Raw genomic sequence first — 23114 nt, forward strand, 5'->3', positions numbered from 1 at the left:
TGCGTCCGGACCAGTCGTGTTCGGCTCAGGTGACCGCACGCGTGGCGGCGTTTACAGATAAACAAGTACGTCTGTAAGCTTGCGTCCGCAGGAGGGCACTGGGGTTCGCGGACCGGAAGCGGCGGGGGTGGCTGGCGATGGCAACGAAATTCACGCAGTGGGCTGAGAAGAACTTCGGCTCAGACGACCTGGCCCTCGCGTACTGCGTGGACGCGATTTCAGCGGCTTGCGGCGAAGCGCAGTTCTCCAGCAACGGCGAAGCCCGGAACGCGCAACTCATCCAGATGTTCACCGGCTGGATCGTGACCTTCCATCCCGATCGAGGTGATGTGGCCGATCTGGCCGTCGAGTTCCTGATCTGGCTGCAGGATCAGAACCAGCCCCCAACTCCGCCCCGCCAAGACCGTGACCCCGCCGGGTGCGCTGTCCTCCTGGTAGCGGCACTCACCCTCACCGGGCTGCTCACCGCCGGGCAGCACCATGGCAGAAGCCAGGCGAGTGACCGGCCGCCTGTCCCCGCGTCCTCTCCTTGGAACCGCTGAATCGCCTCAACCCCGGGTGATCCAACGGCCCCGCAGAACAGGCACGCTGACGATCAGGAACCCCTCCGCTCCCTGGCCGCCGAGTGGCCGCCCCGCGAGCGGCGGCGGAGTCCGGGCCACCGGCAACCCACCGCAGCCGACCGGCACCCCACGTCCCGGCCACGGCGCGATCTACTACAACACCGCCGCCCACACGAAGATCATCTGACACGCCACTTGGCTGGACGAGTTCCCCGAACCCGACCCGATCCCCGGGATCCAGGCGCGGGTCGGCTGGCAGTTCCGCGGTGTGCAGATTCTTCCGGCGCGCTCAGGCGACCGTCGCCCCAATGGCTGACAGCAGAGGAATCAAGATCGCCGCAGGTGAGTGGCTGCGTCCGATCAGCAAGCGCCGCCGGTCTTCAGTTGACCGCCAACCGCGGCTTGGATCTTCTTCGCGGTCGGCACGCTTTCCGGGGAGATCGACCACCGGTCCCCGTCCGTCACGAAGACCGGTTTGATGCCGAAGCTCTTCCCCATCTCGCACGCTATCTCGGCGCCTTGCTTCCGGGCGGCCTTGCTCTCGTAGAGTTCGATGTTCACCTGCTCGCCGGAGATCTTGCAGGAGACCTTCTCGCCACCGATGATCTCGGCCGGCTTGGGTTTGGCGCAGCCCAGGCCCGCCTTGCGCAGTTCGGCGGCCAGATCACTCGGAGTGGGATACCGGGTGCCCGGATCGGGGCGGGCGCTGCCTGCCGCGGTGCTGCCCGCCGGAAGAGGCGTGTCCCTGACGGCTTCCGGTTCCGCGTCGCTTCCGCACCCGGTAGCCACCGCCAAGACCACGGCGGCGCCGCCGACGACCGCGGTGAACCTCGCACCGAACCGACCCTGACCAAGATCCATACGGTGACGATATATGACGCCATATGCGCCTGGCTCGTCAACGAGTTCACCGCGACCAACCCGTGATCACGTCTCACCATCCGAGAACTCCGCTGGCAGGAGATGACGTGGGGGGACAGATGAAGATGCGCCGGTACTACGCAGACGACGAGGGCGATTTCGAAGCCGAGAGCAACCCACCTCAGCCGATCGGCACCCCCCGTCCCGGCCACGGCACGATCTACTACAACACCACCGACCGCGCGAAGCTCATCTGGCACGCCACCTGGCTGGACGAATTCCCCGAACCCGACCCCACCGGAGCAATCTACGGAGTCACCTCCTTCGAAGGCACCCGCGACGAAGTCCTCACCTGGATCAAGACCCAACCAGCAGCCCGCAGAATCAACAACGGCGACGACGGCCCCGACCCTTGGAGGTAGCCCGCCCAGGACCGCGCGACCAAACGCCCCTCTCCGTCAGATGGAGGGAGTCAGCTCGGCTACTTCTTCAGATAGCGGACGATGGCGATGAATCCCACGAGCCAGACGGCGATGAAGACGACGCTCCAGATACTGATCATGTCCGTGTCCTCCATCGGGGCTTCGCATTGGCTGTCATACCTCGGACAGGACGCGTCCGGGGGTCGTAGTGGCGCAACCTCCCCGGAGACACGGGTAGTGCAAACGGCGGTCAGGAACGGACATGACGTTACCCGAGCTACCTTCGAAGGTCACGATGCCGACACCTTCCTTCATCTTGGTGGGCGGTGCTCCTGCGCCTTGGGGGCGGGAAGCAGGCGAAGGCGGCCCGCGTGAGCACCTGCCCCAGCGGCACGAGGGAGCTATCGTTATCACGTGAACGTTGACACGCTGAGCGACGCAGGATCACTGTCCGTTCCTCCGACGTTGGCGGCGGCCGTCGAGAACGGTGAGGTCTTCACCCGGCGCTGGGTCGTCGAACTCATCCTCGACCTCGTCGGCTACACGAGCGACCGCGACCTGGCGACCCTGCGCCTGGTGGAACCGGCCTGCGGTGAAGGCGCCTTCCTCGGCCCGATCGTCGAACGCCTCACCGAATCCTGCAGACGGCATAACCGCTCGCTACTTGAGGCCTCAGAGTCGATCGAGGCCTTCGATCTGCTCGGCCACCACGTCGAGCACGCTCGCCGGCGACTGAGCTCACAACTCATCGACGAAGGCTGGGACCCTACCGAAGTAGGGAAAGTCACCCAAGCGTGGATCAACCAGGACGACTATCTCCTCAACGCGTCACGGCGTCCCGGGAAGGTCGACTTCGTCGTCGGCAATCCGCCCTACATTCGTCTCGAAGACGTGCCGGACGATCGGATGGCAGCCTACCGAGCCACCTGCTCGACCATGGGCGGTCGAGCCGACATCTATGTCGGCTTCTACGAGCTCGGGCTCCTCAGCCTCAAACCCAGCGGGAAACTGGGCTTCATCTGCGCGGACCGATGGATGCGAAACCAGTACGGCAAGGGTCTGCGGACCTTGGTCGGCGACCACTTCAGCATGGATCTGGTGCTGGTGATGCATGATGTCGACGCGTTCCATGAGCAGGTCTCCGCCTACCCGGCGATCACGATCATCGGCAACACCGTGCAGGCTGCAGCCGTCGCAGCCGATACGACCGGACAGTTCGGACCGCAGGATACGAACGATCTCCTGGCGTGGATCGCCGACCCCGGCGCCACGGCGTACAGAACCCCCACCTGCCACGCCGCCCGGCTCCCCCACTGGTTCTCCGGCGGCCAATCATGGCCTGCGGGATCTCCTGAACGCCTCGCGATGCTGGAAGACCTCAGCGACCGCTTCAACACCCTCGAAGACCAGACAACCTGCACCCGGGTCGGTATCGGGGTGGCCACCGGAGCCGACAGGGTCTACATCACCACAGACCCCGACCTGGTCGAACCCGACCGCCTCCTGCCCCTGTCGATGGTTCGCGACACCAGGGGCGGCACCTTCACCTGGGGCGGCCACTACCTCGTCAACCCTTGGGCCGTGGACGGCGACCTGGCCGACCTGAGCGCCTACCCCCAACTGAAAAGCTACCTCGACACGCACTCGACCACCCTCAAGCAGCGGTACATCGCGACCAAGCAGCCTGAGCGCTGGTACAAGACCATCGACAAGGTCGACCACCGCCTCACCCAACGCCCCAAGCTGCTCTTTCCTGACATGAAGCTGAATATCCACCCGGTCCTAGATCAAGGCGGGTATTATCCCCATCACAATCTCTACTTCGTGGTCTCCGATACCTGGGACCTCGAAGTGCTCGGCGGCCTGCTGCTGTCGAAGGTCGCTGAGGCCTTCGTGGAGGCGTACGCGGTCAAAATGCGAGGGGGCACGCTCCGATTCCAGGCGCAGTACCTGCGCAAGATCCGAGTCCCCAACCCGTCGGAGATTGACGAAGAAGTCCGTGACGCCCTCAGGAACGCGTTCAAAGAACGCGACGTCGCCGCTGCCACCGAAGCGGCCCTGAAGGCCTACGGACTGGAGGTACTGCCCCTGTAAGGAACCTAATGATCGAGCATCCCGCCCAACTGGCCATCGAGACTTTCTGGAAGCTGCGAAGTGCGGTCACCTCGAACCAGCACATGCGAGAACTAGAAAGACTCGTCGAAAACGAATTTCTCAAGGCGGGTATACCGGCTTCATCCATCCGCCATGGAAGTGCCGCCGAACTCCCCGGATACTATCGAGCAACCAAGAAGTGGGACACGGTTGTCGTCCACAACGGGATCTTGGTGGCCGCCATCGAATTCAAATCGCAGGTCGGACCATCGTTCGGCAACAACGCGAACAACAGAACCGAAGAAGCACTCGGGTCAGCAGCCGATATCTGGGAAGCCTACAACCAAGGCATCTACGGCAAGGTCCGCCCCTGGCTCGGCTACGTGTTCCTCCTCGAAGAAGCGCCAGTGACCCTGCAAACGGTCCGCGTCCACGAGAAGAAGCTGCCGTTCCCCCTCCACCCCGCCTTCCGCGGGTCATCGCGGAAAGACAGATACCGGATTCTCTGCGAACGCCTCGTCACAGAAGGTATCTACGACGCGGCGTGGTACCTGACGACCTCGGCCGGCAGTCCAGCCAAGCTCACGGAACCCGACCTCGGATTGAACTTCGCGCGTTTCTCCCAAGCGATCGCCGAGCGCGTCGCCTCCATCCACCGCCACCCCCACAACTAGTACTTCAGCCCCAGGCCAAGCTCAGGATCGGATATGGACGGTCGTGTGGATTTTCTCTGTGCAGGGGGAGATTGCGGGGTCGTGGCGGAATTCGGTGAGCAGATCCGGGCTGTCGTCGCTGATGTTGGTGGTGGTGCGGACGCCTTCCCAGAGCACTTCGGTTCCGGTGTCGATGCCGTGCCTGCCGTCGCGTAGGACGGGCTGGGTGCCGGGCGGCCACACCGGCAGGGTACGTGTGCCGGCGGGCTCGAATCTGCCCGCCGGCAGGCGCTCGAAGAAGAAACAGCGGGTCGCCTTGTCGTAGACGAGTTTCCAGGGCACCGCCATCATCTGGTACATGCACTCGGTGCATCTGCTCAGGTCCCGCACGACGACGATCCTGGGATCGTCGCCGACCGCCGCGTACACCGACCCGTACGAAGACGCCGACGGGGTGGGGACGCCCGTCGGCTTCGCACTTGGACCACCGGAGCAAGAGGCGGTCAGGGCCACCGCCGCAACCAGGCCCGGCCATCGTAGGTTCATGAGTGGGTTTCCTCCGAGCCGAGGTCAGTGCGTCCGGACACGCCAACCGGCGATGGCGTTGGGGACCTGATTCGCCTGGGAGAAGGCGTCACGAACCTGGCCTCCCACGAAGGGCGATCCGGTGAAATAGCCGAAAGCGGTGCCGCCGTAGTAGACAGGCCCTCCGCTGTCACCGTAGTCCGCCGTCACCCGAACGGTGTGCGTTCCGGTCGTGAGCGTCATGAAGCCGCTGGCACCACCCCGGCCAATGCTCGAGCCGGACAACCGGATGAACCATGTACCCGCCCGTCCCGACCAGGAAGTAGTGCGTTCCAACACCGACCAACCCGGCGCCCGGCACCGGCGCGTCGTCGCCGTCCTCCATCGCATACCGGTCCCCCAGCCCGAACATCCGGTAATCCGGATACACCTCCAGCTCGACTGCCTCAACCAGCTCACTCATGATCATCCCATCGCGCGTAGATCGCGCGAGGTTACCGCGGGCCAGTGATAAATCCCGCCCGCCCCCGAATGGCCTCCAAGCAACGCGGGGACCGACCGCACGCGTCTCTTGACAAGACAATCTCGCGCCTACAGGAGAACATTCACCGGTCGCCTTCGTAAGGGGAGAACTCCAGATGAAGAAAACAGCGGCCGGTTTCCTCATCGGTCTGTCCCTGGCCCCGCTCGCCGTCTCCCCGGCCTCAGCCGACGATCCGCCCCCCGCCGCCGAACAGCCGCAGCGGCCGCCCTCTCCCATCGACGAATACATCGCGGAAGTGGGCCCGGCCTTCCTCGACAACCAGGAACGTCTCCAGGACTTCAAAGCCTGGCTCAACGCCCTCCCCGGCCTGCACGAAAACGGCTACGTCGAATCCGTCAACGACGCCGCGAACCGCAGCACCGCCTTGCTCTGGGTCGGTGCCTCCCCCCTCCATGACTACATCAGCGCCGAGGGAAAGCGCCGCGGAATCACCGTCACCTTCCGCGCCCGAAAGCACACCCTCCCCGAACTCATCGCGGCCATCGACCAGATGTGGTCCCTAGGCGAACACGGCGGCCTCCCCGGGTTCAAGATCGGCATGGTCGGCGGAGTCACCGCCGACTTCGACGGCATCACCGTCCACGGAACAACAACCGACGCAAAAGCAAAGGCAGTAACACCCCCACCCACCACGATCGCCGGAGTCCCCATCAAGTATCTGGAGGGCGGGGGCGTGATCCCACTGAGCGGCAACCTCCCCGAACCCACCCCGTGAAGGGGATGTGACGGCGTGAAAGAGAAACCTGGCGCGCCGCTCAACCCGTAATTGATCGGGGTCGTTCGCCTGTTGGGCATTCTCGCGAGATTCGTCTTCGTTGCCTAAATGGAACCCGGAAGCCCTTTTGAAATTTTTGCTTTTGTGGTATAATGGCGAATTGCCAGGCTATTGTTCCTCGTCATGGTGAACAAGGGACAGCCCAGTCAGACAGCTCTCATGTCGGCCGCAGCGCGCGCGGCGCACCTCGTCGTCGATGAGAGTCCCGCGATCTTCGCCGACACCCTGGCGCAGACCTTTCTGGGTGAGCGAGCTGAAGAACTCCTCGGTTATCACAAGTCCTATGGTGGGCATCCGGTTCTGGCCGGGGCGCGGACCACGGCCGTCACCCGCAGCCGTTACACCGAGGATCGGCTGGCCGAGCTGGCCGGCCGGGGCGTCGACCAGTATGTGATCCTCGGCGCGGGGCTGGACTCCTTCGCCTACCGGTCGGAACTGGCCGCCCGTGTGCGGGTCTTCGAGGTTGATCAGCCGACGACCCAGTGCTGGAAGCGAACCCTGCTGTCCGAGACGGGGACGCCCATCCCACCGTCCGTCTTCTTCGTCCCCGTCGACTTCGAGAAGGAACCCGCCCGGTCACTCACCGATCACCTCGTGCGGGCCGGTTTCGACCCGGACCGACCCGCGCTGATCAGCTGGCTCGGAGTCACGATGTACCTGACCTCAGAGGCGATCCGGCAGACCCTGACCGTCGTCAGCGGCCTCGCACCCGGCACGGAACTCATCGTGGAACACCTCCTCCCGGCCGAACACCGCGACGAGGCAGGCCAGACCTACGCGGAACTGGTCATGGCAGCAGCGGCCGAACACGGCGAACCCTGGCGCACCTTCCTCAGCACCGACCAGATGGACGCCCTCCTGCTCGAACGCCACCTCCAGCCGATCGAACACGCCTCACAACGAGAAACCATCGAACCCGCCGAATGGAACCGCGCCGACGCGCTCCACCCGTCCAGGCTGTCCGTCCTCACCCGCGCGGCCGTCCCCACCCGCTAGGCAATCCCAGCGCTCACCCGCCGGTCAGAGCGGCCACCGCCCGAGCAGCTCTGGCCGTCGAAGGCTCCATGGGGAGCAGGCCGCCCGCCGGAGTGGGAGGGCGGCCTGCGTGGTGGGGCCGGTCAGCAGCCGGTGGCGGTGTCTCCCGCGTCGGTCGTGCAGGTGTCGGTGCCGAGACCGCCGTTGGCGGTGTCGCCCCCGGACCCGTCCTGGACGTTGATGTCGTCGTTGCCGACGTTGCCGCTCATCGTGTCCGTGCCGCTCGTGTCGACGAGGGTGTCGTTGCCCTTCTGGCCGTCGAGATCGTCGTTGCCGGGGCCGCCGTAGATGTGGTCGGCACCGTTGTCGAACAGGTACAGCAGGGAACCGAGGAGGGTTTCGCCGTAGTTGGTGTCGTCTCCGGCCTGGCCGTACAGGTAGTCGTCGCCGTTGCCGCCACCCATGACGTCGTTGCCGGTTCCGCCGTAGAGGGTGTCGTTGCCGTTGCCGCCATCGATGGTGTCATTGCCGCCCAGACCGCAGATGACATCGGCTCCGTTGGTGCCGGTCAGCGTGTCGTTGCCGGGGGTGCCGGTGATCGTGCAGCCGAGACCGTTGTTGACGGTGGTGTCCTCGGCGTCGCTGTTGTTCCCCGGCGTGGGATCGGTTTCAGCGGCGGACGCCGTCGCCGTCGCCGTGATCGTGCCGGTCGCCGCCGGCTCGACCGTGACCGTGATCGTCGCCGAGGCGCCGTTGGCCAGGCCGCCCAGACCGCAGTTGACGGTGGGCGCGCTGATCGTGCAGGAGCCCTGGCTGGAAGCCGCGGACACGATCGTACGGGCCGCCCCCGACAGGGTGACGGCCGCTGTGGAGGCCGTGGCGGTCGCCGGGCCGTTGTTGGTGACGGTGGCGGTGTAGGAGTAGGTGTCGCCGACCGAAACCGACGAGGCGGAGTCGGTCACCGCCACCGAAAGGTCGGCCCCAGCCGGGGGCGGGGCGGTGACGGTGATGGTGGGGCCGTCCATCGTGGCGTCACTACCGCCGCTTTCGGAGTAGAGCTGGTAACGCAGGACGAACGAGCCCGCCGGGGTCCCCGGATTGATCCGCAGCGTGATCGAACCGTTGACCGGTGTCCCCCCGGTCAGGTTGCCCAACGGCACGCCCTGCCCGATCCCGTAGAACGGGCCGCAGACCCCGGTATTGCCGGTGCAGGACTCGACGGTGGTGAACTCCGGCAGCACACCGTAGGGCGACGAACCGGCATAGAACGCCTCTGTCGCGTTGGTGTAGTTTCCGGGAGCGGTCGCGACGAAGTCGACCGTGAAGGTCTCGCCGGAAACGACCGTGGTCGTGGAAACGGTGATGCTGGAAGCGGCGTGAGCAGCCTGCGGGAAAGCCGCCAGGCCGAGAACGCCCAGCACGATCGCCGAGGCCAGAGCGATGAGCCGGTCATACAGAACGCTACGTCGTCGGCGGGGTGCGGTTGAGGGCACGAATTCTCCTGTTCGTTCGCGTGGTCGCCGCCTCACCATCCGCTAACCGCGACGACCGGTCAACGCTCACGACCCAACGGCCCCCCAGGCGAGAACTTTCGCATCCGAACCCTCCCCGCACTCCGATCGACGGGGGCAACACTCTCCCGCCGTCCACCCGGGCCCCACACCGAAAGCCGACCATCGAACCGGCTGGCCTTACCCTCCCGCCCGCACCGACCGCTGGCCGGATCCCGCCACCACACGACGCCGACCAGCCATCAGACCTTGAAGGTCGGTCATAGGATCGGCTTGTGGACAGGACGGATCAGGCCAGCCGGGTGATCGCCGCCTCCCCGGCCGCCGTCTACGATGCGCTACTCGACCGGCCGTCCCTCGAGACGTGGGTGCCGCCGGACGGGATGCGCGGGCGGATCGAGCGATGGGACCCTCGGCCCGGCGGCGGGTTCCGGATGGTCCTCACCTATCTCGACGCCGCTGGCGGGCCCGGTAAGTCGTCGGATGCCACGGACGTGGTCGACGTCGAGTTCGCTGCTCTGGTGCCGTCGGAACGGGTGGTGCAGCGGGCGGTGTTCGCGGCCGACGATCCGGCCTATGCGGGCACGATGACGATGACCTGGCGTCTCACCGCCGTTGGTGGCGGGACCGAGGTGAGCGTCGTCGCGACCGACGTGCCGACGGGGATCGATCAAGCTGTTCACGAAGCAGGGATCGCGTCCTCGCTGGCCCATCTGGCGGCGTTCGTCGAAGCGGACGGCTGAACACGTCGGCCGCATCTCCGGCACAGATCAGGTGGGCCCTTTCGGGCGGGCTGGGGATCTTTGCTAGGCGATCTTCTTGATCTTTGCGGCCAGGTCGCTGAGCTTTGGGGAGGTCTCGCCTTCGGCTGCGGCGTCTGCGGGAGTGGACGACTTGGCTTGATTCTCGGCGTCGGCTTGGGGCTGCTCGGCGAGTGGGGCGATGACGCTGTCGGGGCCTTGCAGGAACAGGCCCTGGGAGGACAGAACCCGGTAGCGGTCGCGTTCTGCCGGGTCGGGGGGCGGCGGGTTCTTCAGGTGGCGGGTCGCGGTGCCCTTGCGGTGCAGGAACCAGATCGCCTTGCCTTGCGGGTACGGGCCGCGTCCCTTGCCCATGAACTCGATGATGAGTTCCTTCTGGTGGGGGGTGGGTAGTTCGCCGTGCAGGACCTCGACGATCGTCAGCCGGTAGGACGACAGGGGGATGACGTCCGAGGCGACCTCACCCGTGATCGAACGGGACGGTCCCGGGCCGGCGATCTCGGCGATGACCACGGCCGTCGAGTCCTTCACGGCGTTGGTGATCGTGGTGTGCAGGTCGGCTTCTTCGACGGCGCTGCCGACCCGGTAGCGGGAGAAGAACTCGATGGCGGCGGGCCGCGGGACGTCCAGATCGTCCGCCGCAGACGACGGAACCGGGGCCGGGGGCGACGCCGGGGCGCCACAGCCCGCCAGCGTCACCACCAGGGCGAAGGCGAGGAACGTTCTCACAAGCATCCTCCTTTGAGCTCGCCGCACTTGTCCGGGCGATGCCGTTCATGTCGGTCGTCCGATGTCAGGACACCACGGAGCCGGGGATGGTGATCCCGCACATCTCCGCGCTGTGGCGGGCGACGCGCTCACCCGCGTCCTTCAACCGGATGTCCGGTTTCTGTGCGGGATCGTCGAGGTGACTGACGATCAACGTGAGGTCGTCGAGGAGTTCCGGCGCGACTTTCGGGGCGTACCGCGCCATCGTGCGGAGCGCCTGCTCCAGCCGCTCCCTGGTCGGCGCCGGCTCGACGTCGGCAACGAACCAGCCTGCGTCACCGCAGAACTCGGCTTTCTCGCTCCACGGCTTCCCCTCGCCAGAAGACCCGCAGCCCGCGAGCGCCACCACGAGAGCGAAGACGACGGACCATCCGTTGACCTGGTGGGCCCCACGTCGTCCCATCCGGTGACGACCGGGCAGCGACCCAGCGTCCGGGCTCATCGTCGGAGGAGACGGCGCGCGTCGCCACGGATGCTGAACCACACCAGTCCCTCCTCTGCCACCACGCCTCCGTACGGTCCCCGGGCCGCCCCCAAAGATCAAGACCGTGGCCCGATCCGGCCGTCAGACCGGGGCATCAGCGTTGGAAGGAGACCAAGGCTACGGCGTCGGCTCGGGTGCCTTCGAGGTCGTGGCATTTGATCAGGACGTTGTCGTCGGGGTTCCAGCGGACGACCCCGCAGTGGACGGCGACGTTGTTCAGGGCCGTCACCTGGACGTTGCCCTTCGACAGGTTCTGGCCGGGGAAGTCGAAGCTGTACAGGCCCTTTTCCTCGCGGGTGTAGGTGACCGGTTCGTCCGCCGAGTTGAAGGTGAAAGCGGCCAGACCGGGCCTCGGGGCGGGCGCTTCGGGGACGTCGACGACGCTGTAAGCGGCCGGGCCGCGGCGTTGGAGGCCGGTGTTCGCGGCAGCCGTCAGCGTGAAACGGGAGTCGCGGAAAGCTCCGTCGAGGTCACGGCAGTTGACGGCGACGGCGAGATCGCCGCCCTCCGTCCCCGCGGAACTGATCCCGGCCAGACCGCAGCGGGCACGGACCGCGCCGTAGGCGGTGATCTGGAACTGGCCGCGGTGCGCGCCGTCCAGTTTCGGCAGGAGCACCTCATACCGTCCGGTGCCGATCCGCGAGATCGTGTTGACGCCGCCCCGCGAGTTGAACCTGCGGGACGCCGCCGGAGTGGACTGCGCCGCGGTCGGCGCGTCCGACACCACGTAGCCGTAGCGGCCCGCCATCGTCGTGATGTTGGTGTAGGCGAGCGAGAACCGGGTGTTGGCCCGGCCGCCATCGATGTTCACGCAGTGGACGCGCACGTCGAGCCGCCCGCCCTTGGCCGCCTTCCACCCCACGACCGAGCAGCTGTTGGACGTCCCCCCGTACGCGGTCACGTGCGCGACGCCGCCACTGCGCCCCAGTTTGGGGAAGCGCACGGTGTACGTACCGGTCCCTGTCCGGACGACGGTCGGCGCGGCCCCCGCCGAATTCTTGTACACGCCGACCCGGTACGCCTTCCCGATCTTCTTCTTGTGCTGCGTCACCAGCACATACCCGTACCCGCGGCTGGCCGCCTCCGCGGGCCCCGCCACCCCGACGACCAGCCCACCGGCCACGACGACCGCTCCCGCACTCCGCCACCACATCCCGAATCTCCCCTCGCACGGTTTCCCGCCAAGTTAGGAACCGGGACGCGCCACCACCTGAGTAACCCCTACTCAGATCGGGATCAGGAGTTGGTGAAGGTCTGGGCGGGACTGCCCCGGAAAGTCCAGGAGCGGTCGGTGCCGGGAACGCCGATGACGCTGCCCTGATAGATGCCGTCGGGCAGCGGGGGCTCCGCGACCCAGCCCGTGCCGGTGAAACGGAGAGTTCCCTGGGTCTCCGGAGACAGCGAAACGTACCCGCTGGCGAACACGGTGCCCTGGCCGTCGGCGCGCAGCCGGTTCAACCGGGTAGGGGTGGACGGGGAACGGTCGGTGAGAGCGCCGTTCTTCCACTGGAAGACGCGCGCGGTACCGCTGGGAGTGCCCGCGTTGAGAACCCACGCCTCGCCGGGGCCGGTGACGGCGAGCTGATCGGAGTACACCTCCCAGGCGTTCAGCGGCAGGTCGACGGCCTTGCTCCAGGAACCGCCGTCCCAGCGCAGCAGGGCGTAACCGACCCCCTCCGAGGCGACGCCCAGACCCCACGCCTCGGTCGCACTGACGGAGCGGACGTCACCGGAGATGCCGCGGATGCCGGCGGGCATCGGGGTGACCGTCCAGCCCGAACCGTTCCAGCGGTACTGGCGGCCCGAGCCCTTGAGCCACACGCCTGCCGGGTTGACCGACAAGGAGACCGTGCCCGCTTCCGGCAGCGGCATCTTCTGGAACGCGGCGCCGTCGAAACGGGCCAGATATTCGGGCGACAGGACGTGGCTGTGCACCCACACCTCGCTGCCCGACGCGCCGACGTCATCGATCGGCCCGGCCTTCGCGGGAAGGTCGCGCAACGGATATTCCAACCACTGCGTACCGTTCCACCGACGGGCCACGGGATTGCCGGGACTGGACAGCGCACAGCTATAGGGCGTCCAACCGGGGATGCAGAACTTGCCCTGCCCGCCGCCGATCCACACACTGTCCGGAGCCGCCGCGACGAGCTCGTTGATGAAATTCGTCGGCCACAGCGGCGGCAGCGCCACCTCGTGCCACTCACCGGCCGCCTGTGCGGGCGTCGCGGGAAACAGCAGCGCCACCGTGCCGGCCCCGGCGACCGCAACCTTCGCGAAGAGTCTTTTCATACCGCGCATAGTGCACCAGCAGCCATTGTCCGTCCATTGACAATTTCCGCCGAATGTAAAGCCGATAAAGCGCGGTCCGCGCTTTCTTCCGCTATTTCCGCAGGAGGCGGCGGCGGGCGGAGAGGGGGCCGATGCCGGAGCGCCACCACGGGAGCCAGGCCGAGGGGCGGCGGGTGAGGGCCAGGAGCAGCGGGGTCGAGTCGAAGAAGGCGTCGCGGCGGGCGATCTGGCCGGAACTGGTGACATGGAGCTTGTCGAGGGTGCGGAAGGACAGTGGCCTGCCGCCGACCGTTCCGGTGATCCGCAGGTCGATGAAGAGCAGGTCGCCGGTGCCGGACCAGTCCAGCACCTCGGCCGTCACATCAGGCCAGAACGCCAGGAGCCGGCGGACCTCGCCCACCGCCTGAGCGCGGCCGGTCGCACTGCCCAGCAGCGGCTGGACGAGTTCGACGTGCTCGGCGAACAGGTCGGCCCAGAGTTCCGGGGTGGGTTCGCGCCACGCCGCGGCGAACGCCGCCACCACACGCTCATGAACCGCCGCCCACTCCCCCATCAAATAAACATATCAGGCTCTATGAGATTGCCCATAGCGGGAAGCTCTGGACCGGCGGGGGCGGGGAGGGTCGACTGGAGACGTTGATCCCACCCCGACCGACAGGATTTCGCGTGCGTAAGCAACTGTGCAGTGTGCTCCTGGCCGTGGCGGCCGCCTCGGTCGCCATCAGCGGCGTCGCCCAGGCCGAGGAGGCCAAGCGCGTCCACAACGGGATGCAGATCCTCTTCCATCCCGACCATCCCGAGGCGTTCTGCACCATCGGCGCGGTCGGCACCGACGACTACGGCCGCAAGATCGCGATCTCCGCCGGGCACTGCATCCGCGACGCGGCCTACGCAGACCGGGAGCTCCTCGACGACATCCAGCCCATCTGGGACCGCAACGACCTGGCCGCGGGCGCGATCGGCCATGTCCGCTACTTCAAGGACCCCGAGGGCGCGGGCAACGGCCACGTGTCCAAGGATTACATGATCATCGAGCTGGTCCCGTCCGTACGGCTGTCCTCGACGGGAACGCACATGAAGCAGACGGGTGAACTGAAGGTTCCCGGCGGGACGCCCAGCCCCAACGCCACGACCAGCCCCGTGCTCGACAGCGAGCGGCTGCTCGGCACCGCGTGGTTCAACAACAACGAGCTCGTCGTGTCGGGCCAGCTCGGCATCTGGTACGGACGCGTCACCAGCAACGCGGGCGGCATCTACCAGTCCTGGGCCAAGCACCAGGGCGGCGACTCCGGCGGCCCGACGATCTGGCACGTCCCCGGCAGCGCCTACCCGTCCGAGGCCAACGGCTTCAAGGCCGAGGGGCCCTGGGCCGGCATCACCAAGGGCCTGTCCTTCCCCTCGCTCCCCATATACATCTACACCAGCTCGGCGAACATCCTCGCCGACCTGCGCGCCCGCGACGCCGCCACCCCGGCCGACGTCTACGGCGCCGGCTTCGAAGTGACCACCAACCCGTAACCCGCCCGGGGTGCGCGCGGCCCCCCGCGCACACCCGCCCGATGCGTCGGCACCTAGCATAAATAGACAGGTTAGGCTCTATGAGATTTGCCATAGGGGGGCGGGCTGGACTGGTGGGGGTGGGGGCGGTCCACTGTGCTTGTTGATCTCCCCACCCCGACCGACAGGATTTTCGCGTGCGTAAGCAAATCAGCAGTGTGCTCCTGGCCGTGGCGGCCGCCGCCTCGGTCGTCACCGGTGGCGTCGCCCATGCCGACGAGGGCAAGCGCATCTACAACGGGATGCAGATCGTCTTCGAGGCCGACCCCGCCAGCGGCTTCTGCTCTATCGGTGCCGTCGGCAACGACGACTATGGTCGCAAGATCGCGATCTCTGCCGGGCACTGCCTCACCGACCCCGGACACGCCAACCAGGATCTCACCGAGAACCTCTACCCGATCTGGGACCGCAACGACGTGTCCGCTGGTGTGATCGGCCACGTCCGCTACTTCAGGAACAACGGCGGGAGCGACGCCGACGCGGCCAGGGACTACATGATCATCGAGCTGGTCCCGTCCGTGCTGCTGTCCTCCACGGGGACCCACCTGAAGCAGACGGGCGAAATGAAGACCCCCAACGGGTCGCCTACCCCCATCGCCACCGTCACCCCCGTGCTCGACACCGAGCGCCTCGTGGGGACCTCGTGGCAGCACAACAACGAGATCGTCAAGTCAGGCCAGCTCGGCGTCTGGTACGCGCGCATCACCGGCCACCTGAGCGGGGTCTACGTGAGCTCGGCCCCGACCAAGGGCGGAGACTCCGGCGGCCCGGCGATCTGGCATGTCCCCGGCAGCGCCTACCCGTCCGAGGCCAACGGCTTCAAGGCCGAAGGTCCGTGGATCGGCATCACCAGGGGGATCATCTTGTGGTACCCCCAGTACGCCACCGTCAGCTCGGCGAACATCCTCGCCGACCTGCGGGCCCGTGATGTCGCCACCCCCGCCGACGTCTACGGCGCGGGCTTCGAAGTGACCACCAACCCGTAAGTCCGCCGCCAAGGTACGGCCCCCGCGCCTATTCGGCGCGGGGGTCGGCGCCGGTCAGGAGGCGGCCCGCCCAGCGCTTGGACGGGTCGGGGTCGAGGAGGAGGGCGCGGACCATGAGGGTCAGGGGGACGGCGAGGATCGCGCCGAGCGGGCCGAGGACGGTCGTCCACAGCACCAGCGACAGCATCGTGATCGTCACCGACAGCCCGACGGCGCCGCTCAGGAACTTCGGCAGCAGCAGCGACTGCGTCACGAAGTTGATGGCGATGTACGCGCAGATGACGACCAGCATCTTGCCGACCCCGCCGATCAGCAGCGCGAGCAGCGCCGGCGGGATCAGCGCGAGCAGGAACCCGAGGCTCGGAATGTAGTTGGCGAGGAACGCCAGCAGCCCCCACAGCAGCGGCAGCGGCACCCCCAGCATCCACAGGACGATCGAGTCGCAGACGGCCATCAGCGCGCCGAACACCGTGCTGACCTTCAGGTAGCTGTAGGTGTCCCGGACGCAGCCGCGCAGCGCCCGCACCAGCTCCGGCTTCTCCTCGGAGATCTTGTCGAGCTGGCGGCCCATGCCGGTGGCGTCCAGGGACATCGCGACGAGCAGCGTGATCAGCAGGACGAGCGCCGACGACACGCTCATCAGCGTGTTCAGCAGGGTCTGCAGGTACGGCACCAGATTCGACGGGTTGAGTTTGCGCAGTTTGTCGACCAGGTCCGCGGTGTGGATGCCGTACGGCGCCAGCCGGTCCGCGACGTTCGTCGCGATCTGGTTGAACTCCGAGGAGTACGCGGGCAGCAGATTGATGAGCTGGGTCAGCGCGACGACCAGCGCGAACCCCATCCCCGCCAGGAACAGCAGCACCGTGGCGAGCGGGACGGCCACCTTCACCCAGTCGGGTGCGCCGCGCCTGGACAGCCAGCCGCGGATCGGGCTGACCGCGATGACCAGCAGCAGCGCCAGCACCGCCGGCCCGACCATCCCGGACTCCGACTGCAGCCAGGTCAGGGCGATGGCCGCGGCGGCCACGCCGATCAGGACGAGCAGTCCCGGCGCGGTCCTCGATTCCATGATCTTGAGCGTTCCGCCGTGCGGAGCCGCCCAAACGCGAAGCCGGGCGGAAAGGGCTGCCCCCAGCACCCTCCGCCCGTCTCCGACACCGACCGGTACGCCTCGTCCCGGCCGGGTGCGGTCAGCTACCGTCCGGGACGTCCCAGTGCCCGGCCGCCGACCTGACCGCGGCCACTACTTCTTGCCTCGGTTGTTGCCGCCACGCCCGCGCAGCTCGACGCCCGCCTCGCCCAGCAGCTTGTGGACGAAGCCGTACGAACGTCCGAGCTCCGCGGCCAGCGACCGGATGCTCGCACCCGACGCGTACTTGTCAGCCGCGGTCCTCGCCAGATCTGCTCGCTGGTCGCCGGAGACCCGGCGCCCCTTGGTGACTTCTTCCGACATGCCCGCTCCTCACCTGAAGTGATCTGTTTCCGCACCATAACCAGCGGTTGATCACGTCCAGGCCACAAGATCGCAGCAGTTCATCGCGTTAAGGCACCACGGGGGCCGCGGGGGTGACGACAGGGGGAGTGAAGGGCACCGAATGGGTGGGAAGAGGGGCCTTTTCGGGTGTATCGGAACCATCGTTACATGCGCTAAGAGCGAGCGACAGAACGGTACAGATCAGGAGGGTTCGCATCGGGTGTCCAGAGGGGTGCCGTAGGGGACGGGAAGAGGGGTGCCGAGCGGGACCCGCTCGGCGTGCTGGTAGTCGCCGTCGATGGGGATGTCGAACAGGACGGCCTGCTGGTCGGGCAGATCGAACAGGAGATAGGAGGAGACCCCGGCGGCCGCGTAGAACAGGCGCTTGGCCTCGCGGTCGTCGGCGGAGTCGGGAGCGGCGGCGACCTCGACGGCCAGCGCCAGATCCGAACCGAGCACCACCTCGCCCTGCCACCCGGCCCCGGCCCGGACGAAGCTCAGATCCGGCCGAACGTAGGAGCGCGCCCGCGGCATCAGCACGGTCGCGTCGCGGTGCACGCTCCACCGGTGCTCGGCGGCGGGCTCGGTGAGCCTGGCGCGGAGCGCGGCGACGACCCCGTCATGAGCCGGATCCGGGACGCCCGACACCACGACCCGGCCGTCGTACAGCTCGACCCGGACCCCGTCGGGCAGCTCGCACGCCAGTTGCGCGGCGAGCCGCTGCTGGTCGCGGGCGCCCTCGATCCGGACGCGTCCCGACGTCAACGTCATCGTGCAGCCCTTGGGGACGGAAAGGGCCGCGTACAGTTTCTCCGCGGTGGGCGGCCACGCCACCGGACGGCGCAGCAGATGCTGGGGCCGGCCGGCGCGCACGAGCGAGAGCAGCGCCATGATGGTCACTCTACGACAGGTCTTCGACACGTATGGTGCTGTTCGCACCAGCCGCCGAGCGTTTTCCGGCCGGGCACCCGCTCCTCGACGCCCGGCCGCTAATGTGCCGCGTGTGACGAACGAATACAAGCCGACCTTCGACCTCATCGACACCGACAACGATGGGTTCATCGACATCAACGAGCTGGGCGCGCTCATGCACGCGCTCGGCCACGACTCCGACTTCACGCGCGTCGTCGAGGTCATGGTCACCGCCGACAAGTCCCGCGACGGCAAACTCTCCCTCGACGAGTTCGCCGCCTTCCTGCAGCGCGCCCAGAACTAGGGTCTGGGCAGCCCCTGAAGGGGCGAGTAGGGGGCGTGGCCCGAGCCGGCGGCGACGATGAGGGCCGAGGGGGTCGGGATGAGCTGCGAGCCCGAGTCCAGGTAGTCCAGCGGGACGGCCGCCGAGACGCGTTCCTTCCCGGTGGCCGGATCGAGGGCGCGCAGCCGGAGCAGACCCGACCGGGCCGTCGCCGTCAGCACCTCCTTGCCGTCATAGGCGACGAAGGCGATGGTGTCGCGGCCCTTCGGGGACTGCCACAGCCGGTGGCCGTCGGTGAGGGAGTAGGCGGTCAGCCGGTTCTCGCCCCGCGTGTTCCTGGTCTTGGCGACGAGCGTGTCCTTGGTGACGGCGATCCGGTACACGGGGATCACGGACCGCGACCCCAGCGGATCGTCCTCGATCTTCGCGTCGGACTCGTCGACGGGGATGGTCGCGATGACGCGGCCCTCGCCGTTGATCGACAGCAGGGACGTGGTGCCGCGCTGGTCGGTCTCCTGGACCCGCACGACCAGCGGCTCGGCCGACACGAACGAGACGTTGGCGTTGCCGACGGCCGGGATCCGCAGCGACCACAACTCACGGCCGGTGGCCGGATCGAGGGAGCGCAGCACATGGGTGGCGGCGTCGGTGTCGTGGCAGCGTTCCGCGACGACCGTCCGGTCCGTGCCGCCCGCGATCCAGCCGAAAAGGCACCGCGGGCTCTTCGGCGTGCGCTTCCAGCGGACCGCGCCGTCCTTGACGCCGAGCGCCTGCACCAGCCGGGACGTGCGGACCAGCGCGGAGTCGCCGGCGAGCGCGAGCCGGTCGAACTCGGTGCCCGCGGAGAGGTCCTCGGTGGCGACGGTGTGCTCCCACAGCACCTTGCCGGTGACCAGGTCGAGCGCGGTCGTCGTGCCGCAGAGCCCGGCGTCGGGGCTCTGCCGGGCGACCAGCCCGACGCCTCCGTCGGCGGTCCGGCTCAGCCCGCACAGCACGTCACGGCCAGGGAGCTGCCAGTTCCAGCGCCGCTCCCCCGAGCCCGCCTGGTAGGCGGTCAGCCCGTCGAACCTGGCGCGGACGACCGTCTCGCCGGAGGCCCACACCCCTTCGGTGTCGGTGTCGGAGCCCGTGTCGGACGGGAGTGACCAGGCCGCCTCGATGGTGCGGCCGTGCATCGCGTCGAACAGCAGGATGCCCGGGTAGACGCCGACGGCCGCCGCCACCGCGCCCGCCACGCAGCCGATCCGCCCGGCCTTGACCAGCGCCATGAAGACCAGCGGCACGAACAGGAACAGCGACGCCAGCGACAGCCCGAAGATCGTGCCCCAGCTCTGGGGGCAGGGCCCGCTGCTGATCCCGCGCGACGATCCGCACGATCCGCCGGACTCGACGCCCAGCGCGATCCAGTTCCGGACCTGAAGGGTCAGCATCAAGCCCACGCCGACGGCGGCTATCAGCCCGATGATCGCCCATTTGACGTTGATCCCGGGCGTCCTGGTCGTCCTGCTCATTCCGGTCGCTCCTCTCGTTAAGCGACCGGAGTATCGCACGACCTCCCGGTTTTTCCCGATCGGGAGATCACATCGAGATCAGAGCGGGAGTTCCCGGTCGGCGAGGACGATGCCGTCATGGTCGCTGTACAGCCAGGAGCCGGGCCGGAACTCGGCGCCGCCGAACGTCACCGGGACGTCGACCTCGCCCGCGCCGTCCTTGGCGGACTTCTTCGGGTTGGCGCCGAGCGCCTTGATCCCGATCCGGAGGGTCGCGAGGGTGACGGTGTCGCGGACCACCCCGTTGATCACGATCCCGGACCAGCCGTTGTCGACGGCCGCCTTCGCGATCAGATCACCGCACAGGGCGCTGGCCAGGGAGTTCCCGCCGTCCACGACGAGCACGCGCCCCTCGCCGGGAGTGTTGAGGATCTTCTTGACGAGGCCGTTGTCGCGGAAGCACCGGACCGTGCTGACCGGCCCGCTGAACACCTGGAGGGAGCCGAACTGGCGGAACTGGGTCTCGCAGCTCTGCAGTTCGGATTCGAAATCGTCGATGAGGTCGGCCGTCGCGAACGTCATGACCTCGGATCTTACGGCCCTCCCCCCGACAGTCCGACGACGGGGGACCGCCCCGGGTACGCGAAAACCCGTTCCACGGCGCTGTGGAACGGGTTTTCCGTGCTCACCCCTGTTGGAGGGTGGTGGATTGCGGGAGAGGCGCGCCTCGGATACCCCCCGGAACCGGGCGGCGCCTCCCCCGCAGCTTGTGGGAACTAGCCTTCGGCCAGTGCGGCTTCGAGCTGGTCGATGGCCCAGTCGAGCTCTTCCTTGGTGATCACCAGCGGCGGGGCCAGCCGGATGATGGTCTCGTGGGTCTCCTTGGCCAGGACGCCGCGCTCCATCAGCCGCTCGGAGACGGGCCGCGCCTTGCCGTGGAGCTGGATCCCGGCCCACAGGCCGCGCCCGGTGACGGCCTTGACGTTGGCCAGCTTCCCGAGCCGCTCGTGCATGTACGCGCCGAGCTCCGCGGAGTGCTCCTGGAAGGTGCCCTCGTTCAGCATCGCGACGACCTCGCGGCCGACGGCGCACGCGAGCGGGTTGCCGCCGAAGGTCGAGCCGTGCTGGCCCGGCTGGAAGACACCCAGGATGTCCTGGTTCGCCACGACCGCAGAGACGGGCATGATGCCGCCGCCGAGGGCCTTGCCGAGGATGTAGATGTCGGGGACGACGCCTTCGTGGTCGGCGGCGAACGTGCGGCCCGTGCGGCCGAGACCCGCCTGGATCTCGTCGTCGATCATCAGGGCGTTCGCCTCGGTGCAGATCTCGCGGACGGCCGTGAGGAACCCGGACGGCGGCACGTTGACGCCCGCCTCGCCCTGGATCGGCTCGATCAGCACGGCGACGGTGTTCTCGTCGACGGCGGCGCGGAGCGCTTCGACGTCGCCGTAGGGGACGGACCGGAACCCGGGCGTGAACGGCCCGAAGGAGTTACGGGCGTCCGGGTCGTCGGAGAAGGAGACGATGGTGGTGGTGCGGCCGTGGAAGTTGCCCTGGAAGGTGATGATGTTGGCCTGGTCGGCCGGTACGCCCTTCACCTCGTAGCCCCACTTGCGGGCGGTCTTCAGGGCCGTCTCGACGGCTTCGGCTCCGGAGTTCATCGGCAGGACCATGTCCTTGCCGCACAGCTCGGCGAGCTCGGTGACGAACGGGCCGAACTGGTCGTGGTCGAAGGCGCGGCTGACCAGCGTGACCTGGTCGAGCTGCTCCTTGACCCGGTTGACGAGGCGCGGGTTGCAGTGCCCGAAGTTGACCGCGCTGTAGGCGGACAGCATGTCGAGGTAGCGCTTGCCCTCGACGTCGGTGACCCAGGCGCCCTCGGCCTTCTCGATCACGATGGGCAGCGGGTGGTAGTTGTGCGCGGAGTGCGCCTCGGACAGCGCCCGCAGCTCAGAGGTGGTCGTCATGTATCTCAGGTTATGGTCGTACCGAACGGGAATCCAAAACAAAAGGCGAAGCGAGAGGCGCGATTCGTTGCAAATTGACGGCATTGACCAGCAGATCATTGCGTGCCTGCTGGAGAACGCACGTGCCTCGTTCGCACAGATAGGCGACATCGTCGGCCTTTCCGCCCCCGCAGTGAAACGACGCGTCGACAGGCTCCGCGCCGACAAGATCATCACTGGTTACCGCGCCGTCGTCTCGCAGGACGCGCTCGGCTGGACCACCGAGGCGTTCATCGAGATCTTCTGCACGGGCGGCACCAGCGCCGCCCAGATCAAGGCCAGTGTGCGGCGGCACCCCGAGGTCGTCGCCTGCTACACCGTCTCCGGCGAGCCGGACGCCCTGGTCCATATGCGGGCGCGCGACATCCACCATCTGGAGGAGGCCCTGGAAAGGCTCCGCGGCGACCGGATGATCGTCCAGACCAAGACCTCGATCGTGCTGTCGCGGCTCATCGAGGCCTGACGGAGCTCAGCGGTAGAGGACGCGGAACTCGTCGGCGATCGGGGAGGTCGGGGCGTTGGGGAGCGCCTGCATGATCTGGCCCTTGGCGTCGCGGACGATCCGGCCATTGAGGGGACGGCGCAGCGCGATCCGGTACTGCCGGCCGATGACCAGGTCGGGGCAGTCGATCGCGGCCGGGGTGTGCCGGAAGACGAGCCGGATCGAACGGGCCCACTCGTCGACGGCGATCGACACCCCGGTGACGCACTGCCCGACCGGCTCGTTCAGCACCAGGACGGTGCCCGACGGATCCGCCCAGTAGCCCTCGGCCGTCGCAGCCGTCCCCTTCGGGACGATCCGGGGCAGGACGGGCGCGGCGGCGTGGACCGTCTCGACGGGGATCTCGTACTGCCCGCCCGACCCCCGCCCCGCGGGACGGAGCTTGAGCCTGAGGTAGTCGCGGTCGGCGAAGTCGACGATCCGGCGGTCGCCCAGCGGCGCCGACAGATCGATCGCGAAGGTCCGGAAGACACCGATGAGCGGGCAGGTGCGCTCCACACCCGAACGGGTCACCTTGATCCGGACGGCGCGGTCGGTCTCGGCGACCTCGACCCTGGCGGAACGGTCGCAGGCGCTGCCGGTGCCGCGCAGCAGGAGGGTCGTGGCGTCGGCGTCCACCCAGACCCCGGTGTCGGGCAGCGGAGCGGTCCACCCGCGCGCGGCCGGCGGGCCCGCC

The 23114-nt window shown here is 67.7% G+C and carries 28 protein-coding genes; 11 read left to right on the plus strand and 17 right to left on the minus strand.

Annotated features, from left to right (window positions below):
• Window positions 1-218 precede the first annotated feature (218 nt).
• On the minus strand, window positions 219-482 hold the full coding sequence (locus ACYVE7_RS03010) for a hypothetical protein (RefSeq protein WP_460362952.1): 264 nt from the start codon (window positions 480-482) through the stop codon (window positions 219-221).
• 76 nt (window positions 483-558) lie between these two features.
• Here ACYVE7_RS03010 and ACYVE7_RS03015 point away from each other — a divergent pair, with 76 nt between their 5' ends.
• Entirely contained in the window at window positions 559-750 is a 192-nt protein-coding gene (locus tag ACYVE7_RS03015; RefSeq protein ID WP_460362953.1) for a hypothetical protein, read from the plus strand.
• 173 nt (window positions 751-923) lie between these two features.
• On the opposite strand, the gene ACYVE7_RS03020 is transcribed toward ACYVE7_RS03015, so the two are convergent.
• Entirely contained in the window at window positions 924-1424 is a 501-nt protein-coding gene (locus tag ACYVE7_RS03020; RefSeq protein ID WP_460362954.1) for a hypothetical protein, read from the minus strand.
• A gap of 107 nt (window positions 1425-1531) precedes the next feature.
• On the opposite strand from ACYVE7_RS03020, the gene ACYVE7_RS03025 reads away from it, so the two are divergent.
• From ACYVE7_RS03025 to ACYVE7_RS03035, 3 genes are all read left to right on the plus strand, one after another.
• Entirely contained in the window at window positions 1532-1846 is a 315-nt protein-coding gene (locus ACYVE7_RS03025) for a hypothetical protein (RefSeq protein ID WP_460362955.1), read from the plus strand.
• Window positions 1847-2260: 414 nt separating this feature from the next.
• Window positions 2261-3940: an Eco57I restriction-modification methylase domain-containing protein gene (locus ACYVE7_RS03030; RefSeq protein ID WP_460362956.1), complete on the plus strand. Its 1680-nt coding sequence runs from the start codon at window positions 2261-2263 to the stop codon at window positions 3938-3940.
• Window positions 3941-3948: 8 nt separating this feature from the next.
• Complete coding sequence (locus ACYVE7_RS03035) at window positions 3949-4614, plus strand: PaeR7I family type II restriction endonuclease (protein WP_460362957.1); 666 nt, start codon at window positions 3949-3951, stop codon at window positions 4612-4614.
• Window positions 4615-4635: 21 nt separating this feature from the next.
• Here the strand turns inward: ACYVE7_RS03035 and ACYVE7_RS03040 are convergent, their stop codons facing one another.
• Both ACYVE7_RS03040 and ACYVE7_RS03045 read right to left on the minus strand, forming a co-directional pair.
• Window positions 4636-5022: a hypothetical protein gene (locus ACYVE7_RS03040; RefSeq protein ID WP_460362958.1), complete on the minus strand. Its 387-nt coding sequence runs from the start codon at window positions 5020-5022 to the stop codon at window positions 4636-4638.
• Window positions 5023-5308: 286 nt separating this feature from the next.
• A complete protein-coding gene (locus tag ACYVE7_RS03045; protein ID WP_460362959.1) occupies window positions 5309-5587 on the minus strand; it encodes a hypothetical protein in 279 nt (92 codons plus the stop codon).
• A gap of 169 nt (window positions 5588-5756) precedes the next feature.
• Here ACYVE7_RS03045 and ACYVE7_RS03050 point away from each other — a divergent pair, with 169 nt between their 5' ends.
• On the plus strand, window positions 5757-6377 hold the full coding sequence (locus ACYVE7_RS03050) for a hypothetical protein (RefSeq protein WP_460362961.1): 621 nt from the start codon (window positions 5757-5759) through the stop codon (window positions 6375-6377).
• A 219-nt stretch (window positions 6378-6596) separates the two neighbouring features.
• Window positions 6597-7433, plus strand: a complete 837-nt coding sequence (locus ACYVE7_RS03055; protein WP_460362962.1) for a class I SAM-dependent methyltransferase — start codon at window positions 6597-6599, stop codon at window positions 7431-7433.
• A gap of 122 nt (window positions 7434-7555) precedes the next feature.
• Here ACYVE7_RS03055 and ACYVE7_RS03060 read toward each other — a convergent pair whose 3' ends face one another.
• Window positions 7556-8905 (minus strand): CARDB domain-containing protein, encoded by a 1350-nt coding sequence (locus tag ACYVE7_RS03060; protein ID WP_460362963.1) that lies wholly within the window; start codon window positions 8903-8905, stop codon window positions 7556-7558.
• A gap of 293 nt (window positions 8906-9198) precedes the next feature.
• Here ACYVE7_RS03060 and ACYVE7_RS03065 point away from each other — a divergent pair, with 293 nt between their 5' ends.
• Window positions 9199-9666, plus strand: a complete 468-nt coding sequence (locus tag ACYVE7_RS03065; protein WP_460362965.1) for an SRPBCC family protein — start codon at window positions 9199-9201, stop codon at window positions 9664-9666.
• Window positions 9667-9729: 63 nt separating this feature from the next.
• Here ACYVE7_RS03065 and ACYVE7_RS03070 read toward each other — a convergent pair whose 3' ends face one another.
• The 5 genes from ACYVE7_RS03070 to ACYVE7_RS03090 all read right to left on the minus strand — a co-directional run bounded on the left by ACYVE7_RS03070 (window position 9730) and on the right by ACYVE7_RS03090 (window position 13781).
• A complete protein-coding gene (locus tag ACYVE7_RS03070) occupies window positions 9730-10413 on the minus strand; it encodes a hypothetical protein (protein WP_460362966.1) in 684 nt (227 codons plus the stop codon).
• Between the two features lie 64 nt (window positions 10414-10477).
• Window positions 10478-10855 (minus strand): hypothetical protein, encoded by a 378-nt coding sequence (locus ACYVE7_RS03075; protein WP_460362968.1) that lies wholly within the window; start codon window positions 10853-10855, stop codon window positions 10478-10480.
• A gap of 175 nt (window positions 10856-11030) precedes the next feature.
• Window positions 11031-12089: a hypothetical protein gene (locus tag ACYVE7_RS03080; RefSeq protein WP_460362969.1), complete on the minus strand. Its 1059-nt coding sequence runs from the start codon at window positions 12087-12089 to the stop codon at window positions 11031-11033.
• Window positions 12090-12172: 83 nt separating this feature from the next.
• Window positions 12173-13228: a hypothetical protein gene (locus ACYVE7_RS03085; RefSeq protein WP_460362970.1), complete on the minus strand. Its 1056-nt coding sequence runs from the start codon at window positions 13226-13228 to the stop codon at window positions 12173-12175.
• Window positions 13229-13319: 91 nt separating this feature from the next.
• Window positions 13320-13781 carry a nuclear transport factor 2 family protein gene (locus ACYVE7_RS03090; protein ID WP_460362971.1) on the minus strand — a complete coding sequence of 154 codons (462 nt, stop codon included), beginning with the start codon at window positions 13779-13781 and terminating at the stop codon, window positions 13320-13322.
• A gap of 113 nt (window positions 13782-13894) precedes the next feature.
• On the opposite strand from ACYVE7_RS03090, the gene ACYVE7_RS03095 reads away from it, so the two are divergent.
• Window positions 13895-14746: a hypothetical protein gene (locus ACYVE7_RS03095; protein WP_460362972.1), complete on the plus strand. Its 852-nt coding sequence runs from the start codon at window positions 13895-13897 to the stop codon at window positions 14744-14746.
• Between the two features lie 176 nt (window positions 14747-14922).
• Entirely contained in the window at window positions 14923-15771 is an 849-nt protein-coding gene (locus ACYVE7_RS03100; protein ID WP_460362973.1) for a chymotrypsin family serine protease, read from the plus strand.
• A 28-nt stretch (window positions 15772-15799) separates the two neighbouring features.
• Here ACYVE7_RS03100 and ACYVE7_RS03105 read toward each other — a convergent pair whose 3' ends face one another.
• The 3 genes from ACYVE7_RS03105 to ACYVE7_RS03115 form a co-directional block, all read right to left on the minus strand.
• Window positions 15800-16840 (minus strand): AI-2E family transporter, encoded by a 1041-nt coding sequence (locus tag ACYVE7_RS03105; RefSeq protein ID WP_460362974.1) that lies wholly within the window; start codon window positions 16838-16840, stop codon window positions 15800-15802.
• A 174-nt stretch (window positions 16841-17014) separates the two neighbouring features.
• On the minus strand, window positions 17015-17224 hold the full coding sequence (locus ACYVE7_RS03110) for a helix-turn-helix domain-containing protein (protein ID WP_460362975.1): 210 nt from the start codon (window positions 17222-17224) through the stop codon (window positions 17015-17017).
• Between the two features lie 222 nt (window positions 17225-17446).
• Window positions 17447-18136 carry a Uma2 family endonuclease gene (locus tag ACYVE7_RS03115; RefSeq protein WP_460362976.1) on the minus strand — a complete coding sequence of 230 codons (690 nt, stop codon included), beginning with the start codon at window positions 18134-18136 and terminating at the stop codon, window positions 17447-17449.
• Between the two features lie 112 nt (window positions 18137-18248).
• Between ACYVE7_RS03115 and ACYVE7_RS03120 the strand changes: the two genes are divergently transcribed.
• Window positions 18249-18461, plus strand: coding sequence for an EF-hand domain-containing protein (locus ACYVE7_RS03120; protein WP_460362977.1), 213 nt, complete (start codon window positions 18249-18251; stop codon window positions 18459-18461).
• Here the strand turns inward: ACYVE7_RS03120 and ACYVE7_RS03125 are convergent.
• From ACYVE7_RS03125 to rocD, 3 genes are all read right to left on the minus strand, one after another.
• Window positions 18458-19951 (minus strand): outer membrane protein assembly factor BamB family protein, encoded by a 1494-nt coding sequence (locus ACYVE7_RS03125; protein ID WP_460362978.1) that lies wholly within the window; start codon window positions 19949-19951, stop codon window positions 18458-18460. The two genes, ACYVE7_RS03120 and ACYVE7_RS03125, sit on opposite strands and share 4 nt — an antisense overlap.
• A gap of 78 nt (window positions 19952-20029) precedes the next feature.
• A complete protein-coding gene (rraA, locus tag ACYVE7_RS03130) occupies window positions 20030-20512 on the minus strand; it encodes a ribonuclease E activity regulator RraA (protein WP_460362979.1) in 483 nt (160 codons plus the stop codon).
• Between the two features lie 194 nt (window positions 20513-20706).
• Window positions 20707-21897: an ornithine--oxo-acid transaminase gene (rocD, locus tag ACYVE7_RS03135; protein WP_460362980.1), complete on the minus strand. Its 1191-nt coding sequence runs from the start codon at window positions 21895-21897 to the stop codon at window positions 20707-20709.
• Between the two features lie 67 nt (window positions 21898-21964).
• Between rocD and ACYVE7_RS03140 the strand changes: the two genes are divergently transcribed.
• A complete protein-coding gene (locus tag ACYVE7_RS03140) occupies window positions 21965-22399 on the plus strand; it encodes an Lrp/AsnC family transcriptional regulator (RefSeq protein WP_460362981.1) in 435 nt (144 codons plus the stop codon).
• Between the two features lie 6 nt (window positions 22400-22405).
• Here the strand turns inward: ACYVE7_RS03140 and ACYVE7_RS03145 are convergent.
• Window positions 22406-23114 (minus strand): hypothetical protein (locus tag ACYVE7_RS03145; RefSeq protein WP_460362982.1); only part of this gene is annotated, 709 nt, incomplete at its 5' end.

This window comes from Actinocorallia lasiicapitis (genome assembly GCF_054778695.1).